The 17,749-nt window shown below is 71.4% G+C and carries 14 protein-coding genes; 6 read left to right on the plus strand and 8 right to left on the minus strand.

Annotation, left to right across the window (positions count from 1 at the left end):
- The first annotated feature begins 64 nt into the window (after positions 1-64).
- Together DK412_RS13615 and DK412_RS13620 are read left to right on the plus strand one after the other, a co-directional pair.
- Positions 65-1,078: a TRAP transporter substrate-binding protein gene (locus DK412_RS13615; protein WP_109972379.1), complete on the plus strand. Its 1,014-nt coding sequence runs from the start codon at positions 65-67 to the stop codon at positions 1,076-1,078.
- A gap of 12 nt (positions 1,079-1,090) precedes the next feature.
- A complete protein-coding gene (locus DK412_RS13620; RefSeq protein WP_109972380.1) occupies positions 1,091-2,971 on the plus strand; it encodes a TRAP transporter large permease subunit in 1,881 nt (626 codons plus the stop codon).
- A gap of 113 nt (positions 2,972-3,084) precedes the next feature.
- Here DK412_RS13620 and DK412_RS13625 read toward each other — a convergent pair whose 3' ends face one another.
- A complete protein-coding gene (locus tag DK412_RS13625) occupies positions 3,085-3,780 on the minus strand; it encodes a transporter substrate-binding domain-containing protein (RefSeq protein ID WP_245447642.1) in 696 nt (231 codons plus the stop codon).
- Between the two features lie 218 nt (positions 3,781-3,998).
- Here DK412_RS13625 and DK412_RS13630 point away from each other — a divergent pair, with 218 nt between their 5' ends.
- Positions 3,999-5,114 carry an FUSC family protein gene (locus tag DK412_RS13630; RefSeq protein WP_109972381.1) on the plus strand — a complete coding sequence of 372 codons (1,116 nt, stop codon included), beginning with the start codon at positions 3,999-4,001 and terminating at the stop codon, positions 5,112-5,114.
- Between the two features lie 6 nt (positions 5,115-5,120).
- On the opposite strand, the gene DK412_RS13635 is transcribed toward DK412_RS13630, so the two are convergent.
- The 4 genes from DK412_RS13635 to DK412_RS13650 all read right to left on the minus strand — a co-directional run bounded on the left by DK412_RS13635 (position 5,121) and on the right by DK412_RS13650 (position 8,530).
- Positions 5,121-6,236, minus strand: coding sequence for a hypothetical protein (locus tag DK412_RS13635; protein ID WP_109972382.1), 1,116 nt, complete (start codon positions 6,234-6,236; stop codon positions 5,121-5,123).
- Between the two features lie 117 nt (positions 6,237-6,353).
- The gene (locus tag DK412_RS13640; RefSeq protein WP_162596198.1) at positions 6,354-6,977 is read right to left on the minus strand and encodes a LysE family transporter; all 624 of its coding nucleotides are present in this window, start codon (positions 6,975-6,977) and stop codon (positions 6,354-6,356) included.
- 292 nt (positions 6,978-7,269) lie between these two features.
- The gene (locus DK412_RS13645; RefSeq protein ID WP_109972384.1) at positions 7,270-8,088 is read right to left on the minus strand and encodes a hypothetical protein; all 819 of its coding nucleotides are present in this window, start codon (positions 8,086-8,088) and stop codon (positions 7,270-7,272) included.
- 49 nt (positions 8,089-8,137) lie between these two features.
- A complete protein-coding gene (locus DK412_RS13650; protein ID WP_093564282.1) occupies positions 8,138-8,530 on the minus strand; it encodes a hypothetical protein in 393 nt (130 codons plus the stop codon).
- A gap of 339 nt (positions 8,531-8,869) precedes the next feature.
- On the opposite strand from DK412_RS13650, the gene flhA reads away from it, so the two are divergent.
- The 3 genes from flhA (at position 8,870) to DK412_RS13665 (ending at position 13,086) form a co-directional block, all read left to right on the plus strand.
- Positions 8,870-11,002 (plus strand): flagellar biosynthesis protein FlhA, encoded by a 2,133-nt coding sequence (flhA, locus tag DK412_RS13655; protein ID WP_109975260.1) that lies wholly within the window; start codon positions 8,870-8,872, stop codon positions 11,000-11,002.
- 340 nt (positions 11,003-11,342) lie between these two features.
- A complete protein-coding gene (locus DK412_RS13660) occupies positions 11,343-12,494 on the plus strand; it encodes a Gfo/Idh/MocA family oxidoreductase (protein ID WP_204165563.1) in 1,152 nt (383 codons plus the stop codon).
- Between the two features lie 61 nt (positions 12,495-12,555).
- Complete coding sequence (locus tag DK412_RS13665; protein WP_109972385.1) at positions 12,556-13,086, plus strand: gamma carbonic anhydrase family protein; 531 nt, start codon at positions 12,556-12,558, stop codon at positions 13,084-13,086.
- Positions 13,087-13,101: 15 nt separating this feature from the next.
- Here the strand turns inward: DK412_RS13665 and DK412_RS13670 are convergent, their stop codons facing one another.
- The 3 genes from DK412_RS13670 to DK412_RS13680 all read right to left on the minus strand — a co-directional run bounded on the left by DK412_RS13670 (position 13,102) and on the right by DK412_RS13680 (position 17,698).
- Entirely contained in the window at positions 13,102-15,477 is a 2,376-nt protein-coding gene (locus tag DK412_RS13670) for an EAL domain-containing protein (protein ID WP_109972386.1), read from the minus strand.
- Between the two features lie 258 nt (positions 15,478-15,735).
- Positions 15,736-16,239, minus strand: a complete 504-nt coding sequence (locus DK412_RS13675) for a hypothetical protein (RefSeq protein ID WP_109972387.1) — start codon at positions 16,237-16,239, stop codon at positions 15,736-15,738.
- 4 nt (positions 16,240-16,243) lie between these two features.
- The gene (locus tag DK412_RS13680; RefSeq protein ID WP_210207990.1) at positions 16,244-17,698 is read right to left on the minus strand and encodes an AMP nucleosidase; all 1,455 of its coding nucleotides are present in this window, start codon (positions 17,696-17,698) and stop codon (positions 16,244-16,246) included.
- Between the last annotated feature and the right edge of the window lie 51 nt (positions 17,699-17,749).

The raw sequence follows: 17,749 nt of genomic DNA on the forward strand, positions 1-17,749 counted from the left end.
GAAAGACCGACCACTCACGTCCAGAGGCCGGCTCACCGGCCCTCCCCCTTCCGAGGAAACCCCCATGAGCCACGCCCTCTCCCGCCGCACGCTGCTCGCCGGCGCCGCCGCGTTCCCCCTCGCCACGGTGTTCACCCGCCCGGTGCGCGCCGCCGAGTTCGACTACAAGCTCGCCACCGGCCAGGACCCGACCCACCCGGTCAACACCCGGGCCCAGGAAGCGCTCACCCGCATCCGCGAGGCCTCGAACGGCCGCCTCGACATCAAGCTGTTCCCGGCCAACCAGCTCGGCTCCGACACCGACCTGCTGTCGCAGGTGCGCAACGGCAGCGTCGAGTTCTTCAACCTCTCGACCTCGATCCTCTCGACCTTCGTCGCCGCCGCCGCGCTGCCGAATACCGGCTTCGCGTTCAAGGAGTACGACGACGTCTGGAAGGCGATGGATGGCGGCCTGGGCAATTACGTCCGCGAGCAGATCGCCAAGACGCCGATCCAGACCGTCTCGAAGGTGTGGGACAACGGATTCCGCCACATCACCTCCTCCACCCGCGAGATCAAGACGCCGGAGGACCTGAAGGGCTTCAAGATCCGCGTTCCCCCGTCGCCGATGCTGACCTCGCTGTTCAAGGCGCTCGATGCCGGCGCCGCGCCGCTCAACTTCAACGAGCTGTACTCGGCGCTGCAGACCAAGATCTTCGAGGGCCAGGAAAACCCGCTCGCCATCACGGCGACGACCCGGCTCTACGAGGTGCAGAAGAGCTGCAGTCTCACCGGCCACGTCTGGGACGGCTACTGGATCCTCGGCAACAAGAAGGCCTGGCAGCGCCTGCCCGAGGACCTGCGCGCCATCGTGTCCCGCGAGCTCGACCGCTCGGCCGACGACCAGCGCGCCGACATCGTCAAACTCAGCGCCTCGCTGCGCCAGGACCTCGGATCCAAGGGAATCTCCTTCGTCGAGGTCGATCGCCAGAAATTTCGCGATGCGCTCGGCCGCACGACATTCTACAAGGACTGGAAGAACAAGTACGGCGACGCCGCCTGGGAGCACCTCGAGGCCGTCTCCGGCAAGCTGGCCTGAGGGAGGCACACGATGCATGTCGACATCGCGACGGAGACGCCTGCCTTGCCGGCAGCGTCGGCCAAGCGCGCCTGGGCGCGCACGCTCGACACCGCGCTCGGGCCCCTGATCGAGATCCCGGCCGCCCTGCTGGTGGTGGCCGAGGTGGTGGTGCTGCTCGCCGGTGTCGTCAGCCGCTACGTCTTCCACTCGCCCATCGTGTGGTCGGACGAGCTCGCCTCGATCCTGTTCCTCTGGCTCGCCATGCTCGGCTCGGTCGTCGCCTATCGCCGCGCCGAGCACATGCGGATGACCGCCCTCGTCAGCATGGCGTCCATCAAGACCCAGGCCTTCCTGGAGGCGGTGGCGCTCGCCGCCGGTCTCGCCTTCGTGCTGATGCTGCTGCATCCGGCCTACGAGTTCGCGGCGGAAGAAGTCTTCGTCCAGACGCCGGCGCTCGAGATCACCAATGCCTGGCGCGCCGCCGCGCTCCCGGTCGGCTTCGCCCTGATGCTGGTGGTGGCGGCACTCCGCCTGATCGAATGCGCCGACTGGCGCCACGCGGTCGGCGCGGTGGCGGTCACCGGCCTCGTCATCGTCGCGCTGATGCTGGCCGAGCCGCTGCTGCGCACGCTCGGCAACTGGAACCTCCTGATCTTCTTCGTGCTCGGCGTCGGCGCCCTTGTCTTCACCGGCGTGCCGATCGCCTTCGCGTTCGGGCTCGCCACCTTCGGCTACCTGATGCTCACCACCCGGGCCCCCGCCATGGTGGTGGTCGGGCGCATGGACGAGGGGATGAGCCACCTCATCCTGCTCGCCGTGCCGCTCTTCGTCTTCCTCGGCCTGCTCATCGAGATGACCGGCATGGCCAAGGCCATGGTGGGCTTCCTCGCCAGCATGCTCGGCCACGTGCGGGGCGGCCTGCACTACGTGCTCGTCGGCGCGATGTACCTCGTCTCAGGGATCTCGGGTTCCAAGGCCGCCGACATGGCGGCGGTGGCCCCGGTGCTGTTTCCCGAGATGAAGAAGCGCGGCGCCAAGGAGGGCGACCTCGTCGCGCTGCTGGCCGCCACCGGCGCGCAGACCGAGACCATCCCGCCCTCGCTGGTGCTCATCACCATCGGGTCGGTCACCGGCGTGTCGATCACCGCGCTCTTCACCGGCGGCCTGATGCCCGGCATCGTGCTCGGCATCACGCTCTGCGCCCTCGTCTGGTGGCGCTACCGCGGCGAGGACCTGCGCCACGTCAAGCGCGCCACCAAGGGCGAGGTGGCCAAGGCCTTCGTCATCGCCTTCCCGGCCATCGCCCTGCCCTTCGTCATCCGCGCCGCGGTGGTCGAGGGCGTGGCGACCGCCACAGAGGTCTCGACGATCGGCATCGTCTACGCGATCCTCGCCGGCCTGCTGATCTACCGCCAGTTCGACTGGCGCCGGGTCTACCCGATGCTGGTCTCGACCGCCTCGCTCTCGGGGGCGATCCTGCTGATCATCGGGGCGGCGACCGGCATGGCCTGGGCGCTGACGCAGTCGGGCTTCTCGCAGAGCCTGGCGGTGATGATGAAGAGCCTGCCCGGCGGGGCGCTCGGCTTCCTGGTCGTCTCGGCGGTGGCCTTCGTGATCCTGGGCTCGGTGCTGGAGGGCATCCCGGCGATCGTGCTGTTCGGCCCGCTGCTGTTCCCGATCGCGCGGCAGGTCGGCGTGCACGAGGTGCACTACGCGATGGTGGTGATCCTGGCGATGGGCGTCGGCCTGTTCGCGCCGCCCTTCGGGGTCGGGTACTACGCCGCCTGCGCGATCAGCCGGATCCATCCGGATGCGGGCATCAAGCCGATCGTCGGCTACATGACGGCGCTGCTGGTCGGGCTCGTAGTGGTGATCCTGGTGCCGTGGATCTCGATCGGGTTCCTGGGCTGATCCGGGGCTGACCGGATCACGGTCCCTGACACCCTCCGCGTCATCCCGGGGCCGCGAAGCGGAACCCGGGATGACGCGGAGTTTTTGATGCTCGATGGAGAAGGACCCGCCCCCTACTCCGCCGCCTTCGCCAGCGCCTTGGCGTAGGCCCCGCTCTTGAGCGTCTTCGTCAGCCACTCGTCGACCGCCGCTTTCAAGGCCGGGTCCCGGGTCATCCAGTAGGCCTTGTCGGCCTTGTCGAAGGTGCCCGGCACGGCGGCCGGGCAGAGCACGCCGGGATTGCGCCGCGACTGGTAATCGACCTCGGCGCCGTCCGTCACCATCAGGTCGGCGCGGCCCTCGGCCACCTCCTTGAAGATCGCGCGATTGTCCGGAAACACCCGCACCGAGGCGTGCGGGAAGTTGGCGTCGGCGAAGCGCTGGTTGGTGCCGCCGGGATTGACCACGACCCGGACCTCCGGCTTGTCGATGTCCTTGATCGTGACATAGCGGTTCGCATCGGCGCAGCGCACGATCGGACGCTTGCCGTCGGTGAGCACCGGCACCGAGAAATCGGCCACCGCCGCCCTGTCGGGGGTCACGCTGACGCCCCCCATGGCGACGTCGTAGCGGTCGGCGAGCAGGTCGTCCTTCAGGGTCTTCCAGGTCGTCGGCACGATCTCGACCTTGACGCCGAGCGCCCGGGCGAGTTCGCCCGCCATGACGACGTCGGCACCCTTGATGCTGCCGTCGGGCTGGCGCAGGGAATAGGGCGCGTAATCGCCGGTCAGCCCGACCCGCAAGCTGCCGTCCTGCTTGATCGCGGACAACGACCGTGCCTCCGCCGGCACAGCCGCCAAGACGGCCAGAACGCCCACAACTCCCATGATCTCGCGCATCGTCACCGCCCTGACCCTTGCTTTGCCGTTAACTCTCTCAGTCGTAGGGAGTGTGCAGGGGTGCGGTAAAGCCCGGATGACGGCACGATCCCGCGTGAACGCCATCCGCGACGGTTGACTCGAGGGCCGGCAGCCGCTCTGACCCGGCCATGGACTCGCTCCCCGACAGCCGCTCCGATCACCTGCGCCGCTGGTTCGACCGCCAGCGGCCGCGCGTGACGCAAGGGCTGCGGATGACGGTGGCGAGCCTCGCGACCTTCGTGCTGGCCGAGGCCTGCGGGCTGCCCCAGGGCTACTGGGCGGTCATCACCGCGCTCATCGTGACGCAGAGCAGCGTCGGCGGCTCGCTCAAGGCGGCGCTCGACCGGTTCCTCGGCTCGGTGCTGGGGGCCTGCTACGGCGGCGCGGTGGCCTTCGCGATCCCGCATCACGGCGGCGCCTCGACCTTCGCGGCCCTGTTCGTGGCAGTCGCCCCCCTTACCTTCGCGGCGACGGTCTCGGCGGGATTCCGGATCGCGCCGATCACCGCGATCATCGTGCTGCTCTCCACCACCGGCTCGACGCTCGGCCCCCTCGCCTTCGCCCTCGACCGGATCCTCGAGATCGGGCTCGGCTGCGTCGTCGGGCTCGCCGTCTCGCTTCTCGTCGCGCCGGCCCGGGCTGCGCGCGCCGTGACGGGCCAGGCCGCCCGCCTCGCGCGCCTGCTCGCCGACCAGCTCGACGCACTGGCGCGCCTCGACGCGGAGGAGACGCCGGAGGCCAAGGCCCTGCCGCCGACGGTGCGCCGGAGCCTCGCGCGCCTCGAGACCCTGGCCGGCGAGGCGGCCCGCGAGCGCCGCAGCCGGCTCTCGGCCGCACCCGACCCGGACCCGCTGCTGCGCACCCTGATGCGCCTGCGCCACGACCTCGTGCTCCTGCGCCGCGCCATCTCGGAGGCCGATGCGGACGTGCTGCGGGTGCATCTGGCGGAGGCCTGGGGCGAGGCCGCCCGGGCGGCGGCCGCGCGCCTGCGCGACCTCGCCGAGGCGCTGAGCGCCGGGCGCCGCCCGGCCGGCGACGATGCGGCGCTGGCGGCGGCGATCGGCGGCTATCGCGAGGCCATCGACGGGATGCGCCGGCGCCAGGTGACCCGGACCCTCTCCACCGACGGCGTCGGGCGCATCTTCTGGCTCGCCTTCAGCCTGGAGCAGCTGCGGCGCAACCTCGACGACCTCGCCGAGCGGGCGGCCGATTTCTCCGGGCCGGAGACGAACGGCGAGGCGTGAGCGCCCTCACGGCGTGCGCTTGCGCAGCACCATGTTGCCCTGGAACAGGAATTTCTGGGCCCGCTTGCCGGTATCGACCTCGGTGGTGAACACGTTGCCGCGGGAATCGACGGCGAGGTTGTGCACCCAGTGGAAGTCGCCGGCCATCCGGCCGTTGCGGCCGAAGCGGCCGAGCACCGCGCCGTCCTCCCGCCGCAGGGTGCGGACCTCGTTGTTGGCGCCGTCGGCGTTCATCAGGTAGGTCTGCGCCTCGTCCGGCCACAGGGCGAGTTCCCAGACCGAGCCGTTGGCCCGGGTCTGCGGCTCGACCCGGAATTCCTTCACGAAGGTGCCGTCGCAGCGGAAGACCTGGACCCGGTCGTTGGTGCGGTCGCACACGTAGACGAGGCCGTCGCGGGCGACCTGGATGCAGTGGACCGGGTTGCGGAACTGCCGGGGCAACGGCGCCGCCGGGTCGTAGGTCCCTTGCGCCTCGTCGGTGGGCGGCTCGCCGTAGGCGCCCCACATCCGCTTGAACGCCCCGGTCTCGGCGTCGAACACGATCACCCGGTGATTGAAGTAGCCGTCGGCGACGTAGAGCTCGTTCGTCTCCGGATCGACCTGCATGTTGGCCGGCTTGCCCAGCCGCGTGGTGTCGCGGCTGTTCGTCTGCGGGCCGGACTTGCCGATCTGCATCACGAAAGTGCCGTCCCGGGTGAATTTCAGGATCTGCCCGTCCTGCTCGCCGTTTCCGGCGAGCCAGACGAAGCCCTTGTGGTCGATGTGGATGCCGTGCTCGTTCTGCGGCCAGTCGTAGCCCTGGCCCGGTCCACCCCAGGACTTGATGAGATTGCCCTCCTGGTCGAAGACCAGGACCGGCGGGGCGGGGACGCAGCAGCGGGTGCGCGGCGGGTTGAGGCTCGCGGCCTTCTCGTCGTCGGTGAGCGTGCGCGGGCGCTGGATCACCCAGACGTGGTCCTGGGCATCCACCGCGACGCCAGCGGCCTGGCCCATGATCCAGTTGTTCGGCAGCGGCTTCGGCCAAGCCGGATCGACCCGGAACGCCAGCGGCTCCTCGGCCCGGACGGGCGCCGCACAGGGCGCCGCGCAGGCGAGGGCGACGAGGACGGCGATCCAGCGCATAGGTCTTCCTCCCGGTATCGTTGTTGCCGACACTGTAGAAGAGGACGGCCCGGCCGCGCCAGCGCTCTAGGCTCGAGAATCGCGCCAGCGCTCAAGCCTGGTGCACCGCGCCGGCGCTCACCCCTGGAGCGCGCGCCGGACCGCGAGCGCCGCGCAGGCGACGAGGAGCGCCGCCAGGACGAGGCGGGCGAGGCGCCCGGCGCGGGTGAGGCGCGCCCGGCAGGACGGCCGCCCCAGCACGAGGCCGAGAAGGCCGAACCACGTCGCCGCCATGCAGAACACCGCAGCTCCCGCCAGCGGCACCGCCGCCCGGTCGGGATGGGCCAGGAAGAAGCCGGCGAAGAAGGCGAGGCTGACCGGGTTGGTCACCGCCGCCCCGAGCCCGAGGGCGAAGGTGCCGACGTCGCGCCCCGGCGCGAAGCGGGTCGGGTCGTCCGGCAGACCGGCCCGGCCGCTGGCCAGCCGGTAGGCGGCGCGCAGCATCAGGAGCACGAACAACGCCGTTCCGATCCCGGCGACGAAGCGCCCCGCCGGCAGCAGCGAGGCGCCGAGGCCAGCCAAGGCCGCCGCCAGGCCGGCCCCGCAGGCGACGCCCAGGGCGGCGACGACCGGGCCGCGCCCGGGCGCCGCGACGCTCGCCCGCAGCACCACCAGCAGGTTGGGTCCGGGCGAGGCGAGGACGGGAGCATAGGCGGTGAAGAGCGGCCCCAGCAGGGCGGGCCACGCATCGGCGTCGAACATCCGGCATCCCCCCGGCGCACGCGGCGCCGCTCGGGTGCCATAAAGATGCCAAAACCCGGCGCCGCGCGTCCTCCGATTGAAGGAGGCGGCGTGCGCTGGCGCACGGTTCGACGAAGTCGAACGCAAGGTTTGCATCAGTCGAGAGGTGCTCGACCCGCCGCCCGGGCAGGCGACGGACAATCCGGCCCCGGGACCGCGGCCTCAGGAGGTGCGACGCGCAAAAGGAAGCGGCGGCAGGGTCTCCCCTGCCGCCGCCTGTTCACACCGACTCGATGCGCTTAGCGCCGTCGCGTTAGCGCCGCTCGGTGCCCATCGGCTGACGGACCGGGGGCAGTTCGTCCTCGATGCCGACATGACGCTCGCGGGTGGTGCCGGGCAGGCCGGCATCGACCGACTGGGTGGTCGGCGGAGCGCCGGCCGCGAAGGGCATGCCGCCGGTGTTGAGGCCCGTGGTGGTGCTGCCGGCAGCACCCACCGCCGACGAGCCGCCGGCGACCGCCGCCGGGTTGGTCAGCGAGGGAGCGGTCTCGTCGTGACGGCCGGTCCAGCCCTCCTGGCGCCAGCCGCGAGTGCGGTCGTCGATGTCGACCGAGCCGTGCTCCTTGAGGATGCTGGCGACCCGGTCCGCATGGGCGTCGTCCGCCCGCACGGTGACCAGGGTGCCGCCGCGACGTACGCCTTCGGCGTAGGTGTGGGCGTGCTCCTCGCTGAGACCCGCACCGGTCAGAGAGCCGATCAGGCCGCCCGCCGCCGCGCCGACGCCGGCGCCGGTGACCGTCGCGACGAGCCAGCCGGCGGCGACCACCGGGCCGACGCCCGGGATGGCGAGCAGGCCGAGGCCGGTGAGCAGGCCGGCGCCGCCGCCGAGCACGGTGCCGAGCGAAGCGCCGGCGCCGGCGCCGTTCGAGGCGTCGTGCGCGGTCTCGCCGGTCGTGGTGGTGCCGGTCGTGGTGGCGTCACGCGTTCCGATGTGGCCCGAATAGCGGTCGCCCTGATTGTTGGCCACGATGCTGATGTCGGAATGCGGCACGCCGGCCGCCTCCACCTTGCGCACCGCCGCCGAAGCGTCGTCGTAGCTGTCGAACAGGGCCGAGATGGTACGGGTCGCCATGGGCGTCCTCCTCAAGTTTCGAGCGGGGGAATGCGGGGCCTAAATCCAGTTATCGAGCGGTCGAGACGTTGCCCTTGAAGTCGAGGCCGACCATCACGGTGTTGCCGGACTGCATGGCCTGGCCGCGCCAGATGCCCTGGTCGTCCTTCTTGAGGTCCTTCACGTCCTTGAAGCCGGCCTGCTCCATGCGGCTGCGGGCCTGGGCTTCGGTGAAGCTGTTGGCGCCGGGCTCGAGCTTGGCGTTGGTGGCGACCGTGCCCGTCGTGCCCGGGTTGCTCTTGTCCATCATGTCGGTGTTGGGCCGGGTCACCGCCTCCTGGCCCTGCGAGTGGGTGCTGGGCTTGGCGTCGCGGGCCGGGTCGCCCGTCACCGTGGTCTGCGCCTGCGCCGCGCCGGCGCCGAGCATGCCGAGGGCCGCGAGGGTGATGAGGGTCTTGCGCATGGTCTCCTCGAACCTTGTCCGATTGATCGATGCCTTCTCAATCGTTGCAGGGCGGCTTGGTTCCGCAGGAGTAACGTTGAACCGAATACGGTCTCCGCATTTGGCGGAAGCTCGTGCGGAGCTTGACCGTTCAGAAGAGAACATTTGTTTTTCGTGTGTATCGCGTCGCACAAAAATGGAACGCGACGATTGTTCCCGCCGGAAACTGAACATTCCTTATTGTGCGGCGCACCAGGGCGCCGGCCCGATCGCTGCGGCAGGCGGCCGGGGGCGTCGTTAACCGTTCCCTAACCATGCACCCGGCAGTTATTGCCGGGTCGACGGGAAGGTGGAATGGCGATGAGCGAGACGGGGGCAATCGGCGTTGGCCGCATCTTCGCCCTGCCGACGCGGGCGGACCTGATGGCGCTGACGCGCCGCAGCGACCTCGTGCTCGCAGTCTCGGTGCTCGCCATCCTGGTCGTGCTGATCTTCCCGCTGCCGGCCCTGCTGCTCGACCTCCTGCTCGCGATCTCGATCATCCTGTCGGTCCTGATCCTGATGACCGGGCTGTTCATCGAGAACCCGCTCGAATTCACGGTCTTCCCGACGGTGCTGCTCATCACCACGATGCTGCGGCTGGCGCTCAACCTCGCCTCGACGCGGTTGATCCTCGGCCACGGCCACGAGGGCACGGCGGCGGCCGGCCACGTCATCGAGGCCTTCGGGCACTTCGTGATGGGCGGCAACTTCCTGATCGGGATCATCGTCTTCGCGATCCTGATCATCGTGAACTTCGTCGTCATCACCAAGGGCTCGGGGCGCATCGCGGAAGTGGCGGCCCGCTTCTCCCTCGACGCGATGCCGGGCAAGCAGATGGCGATCGACGCCGACCTCTCGGCCGGGCTGATCGACGAGAAGACCGCCCGGACCCGGCGCCAGTCGCTGGAGGACGAATCCTCGTTCTTCGGCGCCATGGACGGTGCCTCGAAATTCGTGCGCGGCGACGCGATCGCGGCGCTCCTCATCACCTTCATCAACGTGGTCGGCGGCATCATCATCGGCGTCGCCCAGCAGGGCATGACCTTCTCGGATGCGGGCAAGACCTACACCCTGCTCACCGTCGGCGACGGCCTCGTCAGCCAGGTCCCGGCGCTGATCGTCTCGACAGCCGCGGGCCTGCTCGTCTCCAAGGCCGGCGTGCGCGGCGCCGCCGGCCGGGCGCTCGGGCGCCAGATCGCCAACTACCCGAAGGCGCTCGGCATGTCGGCCGGCGTGATGCTGCTGATCGGCTTCCTGCCCGGCATCCCGATGCTGCCCTTCCTGACGCTGGGGCTCGGCGCCGCCTACCTCGCCCGCCGCATCGCGCTCCTGCCGAAGCCCGCCGAGGACGAGGCGACCGGGGGCGCGCCCGGCGCCGACGGCGCCGTGGCCGGGCCCGGGGCACCGGCGAAGGAGGAGACCGCGGCCGACCTCCTCAAGCTCGACGACCTGAAGCTCGAGATGGGCTACGCGCTCCTCGCCCTCGTCAACGGGCCGGAGGGCCAGGACCGGCTCACCGACCAGATCCGGGCCCTGCGCCGGCAACTCGCCGCCGAGCTCGGCTTCGTGATGCCCTCGGTGCGCATCCTCGACAACGTCCAGCTCGACGCCAACACCTACGTGGTGCGGGTCAAGGAGATCGAGGCCGGCCAGGGCCAGGTCTTCCCGGGCCAGTTCATGGCGATGGACCCGATGGGCGGCCAGGTGCAGCTGCCGGGCCAGCACCTGATGGAGCCGACCTTCGGCCTGCCGGCGACCTGGATCGACGCGGCCCTGCGCGACGAGGCCCAGCTCAAGGGCTACACCGTGGTCGACGCCGCGACCGTGGTCTCGACCCACCTCACGGAAGTGATCAAGGCCCACGTCGCCGACCTCCTCAACCACGTCGAGGTGCACAAGCTCCTGAAGGAACTGCCGAAGGAGCACGGCGAGCTCCTCAAGGAGGTGGTGCCGGGCCAGATCGCCACCACGGGCATCCAGCGGGTGCTGCAATACCTGCTCGCCGAGCGGGTCTCGATCCGCGACCTCGGCACCATCGTCGAGGGCATCGCCGAGGTCGCCGGCCACATCAAGAACCCGCGCGACATCGTCGAGCACGTCCGCGCCCGCCTCGGCCGCCAGATCTGCGCCCAGTACCAGGGCCCGGGCGGCGTCCTGCCGATCATCACCCTGTCGCCGGCCTGGGAGAGCGCCTTCATGGAGGCGATCGTCGGCCACGGCGACGAGCGCCACCTGGCGATGCAACCCTCGAAGCTGTCCGACTTCGTCACCACGGTGCGTGACCGCTTCGAGGAGGCGGCGCGGCTGGGCGAGATGCCGGTCCTCGTCACCTCGGTCCAGGCCCGGCCCTTCGTGCGCTCGATCATCGAGCGCTTCCGGCGCGAGACACCGGTGATGAGCCAGGCCGAGATCCACCCGCGGGCCCGGCTGAAGACCGTCGGGTCGGTCTAGAGCATCGCCCCCGACGCCCCCTGCATCCGGCCGACCCCTGAGGCACAGCCGTCTCATCGCCATCAAATCTTGAACGATTTTAAACTACGTCATGCAGGCCTGAGCCGGGACGCCGCCTCCACTTGCCGCTCGCGGCCCAGGCTCAGTTATTCGTCAGATTAGATACTCCCCAGCTGTTTAATCCCATCCGGGTGGCCCGTCGCGATCGCTCCGAAAGCGGTAGGGGGCGACTTACTCCTCCCCTGGAGTGCGGGCCGCTCCTCGGCCCTTTGCGCTCGTTCGATTTGCCGCACCCTGGTCTAGCCTTCGCGGCGCAACATGCGATCGGGGAGCACATCAGGTGGCGAGCATCGGCATCGTCGGCACGGGATTCGTGGCCGATTACTACATGCGCTCCCTGGCGACGCTGCCGGAGGTGACGGTGGCCGGGGCCTGGGACATCGACCTCGACCGGCTGCACGCCTTCCGCAAGTACTGGCGCGTCCCGGCCGCCACGAGCCTCGACGACCTGATCGGCCGGCGGCCAGACCTGATCCTCAACCTGACCAATCCGGGCTCGCACTACGCCGTCAGCCTGGCCTGCCTGGAGGCCGGGCTGCCGGTCTACTCGGAGAAGCCCCTCGCCACCCGGCTCGACGACGCCCGCCACCTGCACCGGGTCGCGACCGAGCGGGGCGTGATGCTCGCCTCGGCGCCGTGCAGCGCGCTGGGCGAGAGCGCCCAGATCCTCTGGAAGGCCCTGCGCGAGCGCGTCATCGGCACGCCGCGGCTGGTCTATGCCGAGATCGACGACGGCTTCCTGATCCGCGCGCCGCACGAGACCTGGCGCAGCGAATCCGGCGCGCCCTGGCCGGTGCAGGACGAGCTGGCGGTGGGCTGCGCCCTCCAGCATGCCGGCTACTACCTGACCTGGCTGATCGCGATGTTCGGCTCGGTGACCCGGGTCTCGGCGGCCTCCGCCGAGGTGCTTGGCCTGACCCTCGCGGAGGGGGCGGCGGCGGCGCCCACCTATGCCTGCGCCTCGCTGTTCTTCGAGAGCGGGGTGGTCGCCCGCCTGACCTGCTCGGTGGTGGCGCCGCACGACCACTCGCTGCGGATCTTCGGCGACGACGGCATCCTGGAGGTGGGCGAGTGCTGGTCGAACGACGCCGCCGTGCGGGTGCGGCGCCGGCACGTGGTGCGCCGCCGCCTGATCGACTCTCCCCTCACCCGCCGCCTGCGCCCCGGACGACCCACCCACGCCAAGGTCGGGCGGAAGGGCGCGACGGCGATGAACTTCGCCCTCGGGCCGCAGGAGATGCTGGCGGCGAAGGCGGAAGGCCGCGCGAGCCGCCTCGACGCCGACCTCGCGCTGCACCTGACCGAGGTGGCGCTGGCGATCCAGAGCGCCGGCGACGGCACCGGCCACCAGGTGATCGCCTCCCGGGCCGGCGCCGCGGCGCCGATGCCGTGGGCCATGGGAGGATTGGGCGATGGGAGGATAAGGGGGTGATCGGGCTGACGGCGCCCGTCCGGCATGCGAAAGGAAGCCTCAACCACAGGAGGATCCCGCGATGCCGCTCTACGCCCTCGACACTGTCAGCCCGGTCGTGCCGGACGACGGCAGCGCCTGGATCGCCCCCGACGCGCACGTCATCGGCCGCGTGCGGCTCGGCCGCGAGGTCGGGGTGTGGTTCGGCGCGGTCATCCGCGGCGACAACGAGCCGATCACGGTCGGCGACCGCACCAACATCCAGGAGGGCGCGGTGCTCCACACCGATGCGGGCTTCCCGCTCACCCTCGGCTCGGGGATCACGGTCGGCCACGGCGCCATCGTGCATGGCTGCACGATCGGCGACGACACGCTGATCGGGATGGGCGCGACGATCCTCAACGGGGCGAAGATCGGCCGCAACTGCCTCGTCGGCGCCAACGCGCTCGTCACCGAGGGCAAGGAATTTCCCGACAACAGCCTGATCGTGGGCGCCCCCGCCAAGGCGGTGCGGGTGCTCGACGAGACGGCGGTGGCGGGCTTGCGCGCCTCGGCCGAGCGCTACGTCGCCAACGCCAAGCGCTTCGCGCAAGGGCTGCGGCGGGTCGACTGAGCGGCGACGCGGGCTTCAGGCCGCCGCGGTCTCGGCGCCGGGCGCCTCGCCGGTCTTCTCGGAGGAGGCGTGCTCCACGAAGGTGTGCTCGGCGAACTGCTCGATCGGGCCGGGGCGGCCGAGGAGATAGCCTTGCGCCTCGTGGCAGTTCTCGGCGCCGAGGAAGGCCAGCTCGGCCGAGGTCTCGACTCCCTCGGCGAGGACCGGCAGCCCGAGGCCTCTCCCTAAGCCCAGCACCGCCCGCATGATCGCGGCGGTCTCCCGGTTGACGTCGACGGCGCGGATGAACGACCGGTCGATCTTGATCTTGTCGAACGGGAAGGCGCGCAGGTTCGACAGCGACGAGTAGCCGGTGCCGAAATCGTCCATCGCGATCCGCACCCCCATCGCCTTGACCCGCCGGAGCGCGGACAGCGCCCGGACCGGGTCGCGCACGAGCGCGGTCTCGGTGATCTCGAGTTCGAGGCGGGCGGGAGCCAGCCCGGTGGTGAACAGCACCTCGTGCACCAGCTCCGAGAAGCCGGGAGCGTGGAGCTGCACCGCCGAGACGTTGACGGCGATGCGCAGGGGCTTCGTCCACGACGCGGCCTCGCGGCAGGTCTCGCGCAGGACCCACTCGCCGATGCCGAGGATGCTGCCGGTCTCCTCCGAGATCGGGATGAACAGGTCGGGCGGGACGGTGCCGCGCTCCGGATGGTGCCAGCGCAGGAGCGCCTCGAACCCGACCACGACGCCGCTGTCGATCGCCATCTGCGGCTGGTAGACGATCCGCAACTCGCCGCGCTCGACGGCGTGGCGCAGGTCGTGCTCCATCGAGCGCCGGTCGCGGATCTGCGCCGCGAGGACCGGCTCGAAGAACCGGTGCACGCCCCGTCCGTGGTTCTTGGCGCAGTAGAGCGCGGCGTCGGCGTGGTTGAGCAGGGTCTGCCCGTCCTCCGCGTCGGTCGGGCAGAGGGCGATACCGATGCTGGTCGCCAGGATCGGGCCGCTCCCCGCCCGTTGGTTGCCCTCGCGGATCACCCGCAGCACCTCCTCGGCGATCCGGCCGGCCTCGTCCCGCTCGACGTCGGGCAGGAGGATCGCGAACTCGTCGCCGCCGAGGCGCGCCATCAACTGCCGCGGCCCGAGCACCGGCGCGACCCACCGCGCCAGGGCCTGGAGCAGCCCGTCGCCCATGGCGTGACCGTAGAGGTCGTTGACGTCCTTGAACCGGTCGAGGTCGAGGCAGAGCACCGCCACCAGCCGGCCGCCGGCCCGCGCCCGGACGATCTCCTCGTCGAGGCGGGCGCGGAAGGTCGCGCGGTTCGGCAGGCCGGTCAGGGTGTCGTGGTGGGCCAGGAACTGGATGTCGCGCTCGGCCTGGCGCCGCGCCCGCAGGTCGCGCACGGCGATCGCCCGGCAGGGCCGGTTGCCGAGCGGCCGGCGGATCACGTCGACCGGCAGGGGCTCGCCCTCCGCGCCGACGAGCTCGGCCTCGACCACCTGGCCGTCCGGACCGGCATCGAGCCGCGCGACCACCGCAGCGGGCAGGATGTCGCCGATCGGCCGGCCGATCAAAGCCGCCGGCGCCCGGCCGATCAGCTCGGCGAGGCTGGAATTGACGGTGACGATGCGCCCGCCCTCGCAGATCGCGATGCCCTCGACCGCGGCGTCGGCGAGGCTGCTCATCAGGTCCTGCGATTCGCGCCGACGCCGCACCCGGCCGTCGAGGGTCTGGCCGAGGAAGACGAGGACGAGCAGCGTCAGGCTGGCGAAGCCGAGCGAGGCGGCGTACTCGCCGTCGAGGACGGCCGGGCGGAGCCCGCCGCCGGCCGCCACGAGGCCGACGGCGTGCGGCAGCAGCGCGGCGCAGGACAGGAACAGGGCCCCGGCGGCGCGGCTCGCGGGATTCTCCTTCAGGCTGCACGACAGGGCGAGGCCGGACAGCCCCATCCCGGCGGCGGCGGAGAGCGCGAGGCCCGCGACCCAGGCCGGTCCGCCCGCCCCCGGCAGGCTCGCCGAGACCGCGGCGGCGACCGCCGCCAGCCCTAGGCCGATCAGGACCCCGCCGAGGGTCCGGGCGATGCGCCGGGGCGCCGAGACCGCGGCCCGCAGGCCGCCCCCGGCCAGCAGCACCATGAGGACGAGGCCGAGCAGCAGGGTCTCGCTCCCGCGCAACAGCTCGGCGGCGGGGCGGATCGAGGCCTGGGCGATGAACTGGCTCGCCCACAGCCCGAACCCGCCGGCGATGCCGGCGGCCGAGATCCAGATCCCCCGGCTCGAGCCGCTGGTGGCGCGGGCGTGCTGGAACAGGTCGATCATCGTGATCGCCGACAGGACGCCGATCAGCAGCGACAGGCCGATGAGCCGCCCATCGTGCAGGGCGAGCAGGGTTTCGGCGGTCTGCAGCATGAGAGGTTCGGGTCCAGCCTCGGCTCCCGGCACCGTGGCGGGAAGCCGGTTGCGAAGCGGTAAAACACATCGGGGGATTCGGCCGCTCCGGCGCGAACCGCACAGAATTGCACCGGTTAGGTTGGGTCAGCGGGGGCCGATCTTCGATCGTCGGGACCGATGGACGCTTGGGCAGGACCGAAGTCTCGTCCTGCCGCGGCCGGCGCATGCCCCAGAGGAAGCCCGCACCGGCTCGCCCCCGGGAACGCACGAGACCGCTCAGTCCTCTGCGAGCCGCAGCCGCGTGATCGCGCAGCCCCGCGCCACGAGGTCGGCCGGGGCGAGGTCGGGAAACAGGCCGGCGTAGCGGCGCACCAGGGCCGCCGCCAGGGCGTCGGCGTCGCGGATCGCCGGCAGCGAGGCGCGAAACAGTGCCGGCGGCACCGCCTCCACCGGCACGCCCTGGCGCACCGCCACGCACAGGCCGGTGCGGAACCGGGTCGGGTCGAGGACCGGCAGTTCCTCGGCCCCGCCCGGCCGGCGCCGGCCGGCCTGCCGGATCGGCAGCAGGGCGTAGCGCAGGCCGGCGCGGTTGATCGTGCGCTCCAGGTTGAAGTGGACGAGGTCGCAGCCGACCCGGGCCAGACCCGAAAAATCCTCCTCGTGCAGGCGGATCAGCGCGTCGACCCCGAGCGACGCGGCGAGGTCGGCGACCGCGACGACGCGCGATCCGGGGCCGTCCGCCACGGCGACGTGACGGCTGTTCGAGATCGGCAGCGGCATCGACTTACCGGAACGGCGGCTCGTCGAAGCTGCGCAGCTTGCGCGAGTGCAGGCCGTGGCGGTTGCGCCGCAGGGAATCGAGGGTCGCAAGGCCGATCAGCAGATGCTCGCCCACCGCCCGCTCGTAGAAGGCGTTGGCGGCACCCGGCAGCTTGATCTCGCCGTGCAGCGGCTTGTCGGAGACGCAGAGCAGCGTGCCGTAGGGCACCCGGAGACGGTAGCCCTGCGCCGCGATGGTGCCGCTCTCCATGTCGACGCCGATCGCCCGCGACAGGTTGATCCGCCGCCGCTCCTGCGACCAGCGCAGCTCCCAGTTGCGGTCGTCGTAGGTGACGACCGTGCCGGTGCGCAGGCGCTGCTTCAGCGCCTCGGCCCGCTCGCCGGTGACGCTGGCGGCGGCCTCCTGCAGCGCCACCTGCACCTCGGCGAGCGCCGGGATCGGCACGTCGGGCGGCACCAGCTCGTCGAGGATCCGGTCGCGGCGCAGGTACCCGTGGGCGAGCACGTAGTCGCCGATGGTCTGCGACTGGCGCAGGCCCCCGCAATGGCCGACCATCAGCCAGCAATGCGGCCGCAGGACCGCCAGGTGATCGGTGATCGTCTTGGCGTTGGAGGGACCGACGCCGATATTGACGAGGCTCGTTCCCTGGCCGTCCCGGGCGACGAGGTGGTAGGCCGGCATCTGGAACCGGTGCCAGGGCGAGGCGGCGATCAGCGCGTCGGCCTCGGCGCCGGCGGCCTCCCCGGCCTCGACCGCGACGCCGCCGGGCAGGACCAGGCGGGCATAGCGCTCGGGCTCGGCGGCGAGCGCCTTCAGGCCGACCCGCACGAACTGGTCGACGTAGCGGTGGTAGTTGGTGAGCAGGATCCAGGGCTGGATCTGGCGCCAGTCCGCCCCGGTGTAGTGCACGAGGCGGCGCAGCGAGTAATCGACCCGTGGCCCGTCGAACAGGGCGAGCGGCCGCGGCTCGTCGCCGGCCTCCAGCCACAGGCCGTCGGCGATCTCGTCGCCGACGCTGGACAGCATCGGGGTCGGGAAGTAGCGCGCGAGGTCGCTCGAGGTGACGCCGCGGGCGAGCTCGGCGCCCGGCTCGACCACGTAAGGGTACGGGATCTCCTGGGCGCTCAGGCCGACCTCGATCGTGGCGCCGTAATCCTGCACCAGGGGGCGCAGCTGCTCGAGCAGGTAGGCGCGGAAATGCGCCGGCTGGGTCAGCGTGGTGGCATAGGCGCCCGGGCCCTGGAACTTCGCGGTGGCGCGGGTGATCCGCGGCATCGGCCCGGTCGGGCGGTAGGTCAGGCGCAGCTCGGGGTAGCGGAAGGTCAGCCGCTCGGCGGCGTCGGGGGGCACGCCGTCCGCGAGGAAGCGGGTCAGCGCGTCCCGCAGGCTCCCGGTGGCGGCGGCGTGGAGCGCCGCCAGCCGGTCGACCGCCGTCTCGGGATCGGCCACCGTCTCCATCGGTCTCAGCTCGTCGGCGAACACGGTCGATCGGTCTCCCTGATGCGCGTA

It is taken from the genome of Methylobacterium sp. 17Sr1-1, from assembly GCF_003173775.1.
GTDB lineage: Bacteria > Pseudomonadota > Alphaproteobacteria > Rhizobiales > Beijerinckiaceae > Methylobacterium.

Excerpts from the sequence above, each read along its gene's own strand:
- DK412_RS13630 (WP_109972381.1), top strand. The coding sequence starts at position 3,999 with ATGGACTCGCTCCCCGACAGCCGCTCCGATCACCTGCGCCGCTGGTTC.
- flhA (WP_109975260.1), top strand. The coding sequence starts at position 8,870 with ATGAGCGAGACGGGGGCAATCGGCGTTGGCCGCATCTTCGCCCTGCCG.
- DK412_RS13635 (WP_109972382.1), bottom strand. The coding sequence starts at position 6,236 with ATGCGCTGGATCGCCGTCCTCGTCGCCCTCGCCTGCGCGGCGCCCTGT.
- DK412_RS13665 (WP_109972385.1), top strand. The coding sequence starts at position 12,556 with ATGCCGCTCTACGCCCTCGACACTGTCAGCCCGGTCGTGCCGGACGAC.
- DK412_RS13670 (WP_109972386.1), bottom strand. The coding sequence starts at position 15,477 with ATGCTGCAGACCGCCGAAACCCTGCTCGCCCTGCACGATGGGCGGCTC.
- DK412_RS13620 (WP_109972380.1), top strand. The coding sequence starts at position 1,091 with ATGCATGTCGACATCGCGACGGAGACGCCTGCCTTGCCGGCAGCGTCG.
- DK412_RS13645 (WP_109972384.1), bottom strand. The coding sequence starts at position 8,088 with ATGGCGACCCGTACCATCTCGGCCCTGTTCGACAGCTACGACGACGCT.
- DK412_RS13640 (WP_162596198.1), bottom strand. The coding sequence starts at position 6,977 with ATGTTCGACGCCGATGCGTGGCCCGCCCTGCTGGGGCCGCTCTTCACC.
- DK412_RS13680 (WP_210207990.1), bottom strand. The coding sequence starts at position 17,698 with ATGGAGACGGTGGCCGATCCCGAGACGGCGGTCGACCGGCTGGCGGCG.
- DK412_RS13615 (WP_109972379.1), top strand. The coding sequence starts at position 65 with ATGAGCCACGCCCTCTCCCGCCGCACGCTGCTCGCCGGCGCCGCCGCG.
- DK412_RS13675 (WP_109972387.1), bottom strand. The coding sequence starts at position 16,239 with ATGCCGCTGCCGATCTCGAACAGCCGTCACGTCGCCGTGGCGGACGGC.
- DK412_RS13650 (WP_093564282.1), bottom strand. The coding sequence starts at position 8,530 with ATGCGCAAGACCCTCATCACCCTCGCGGCCCTCGGCATGCTCGGCGCC.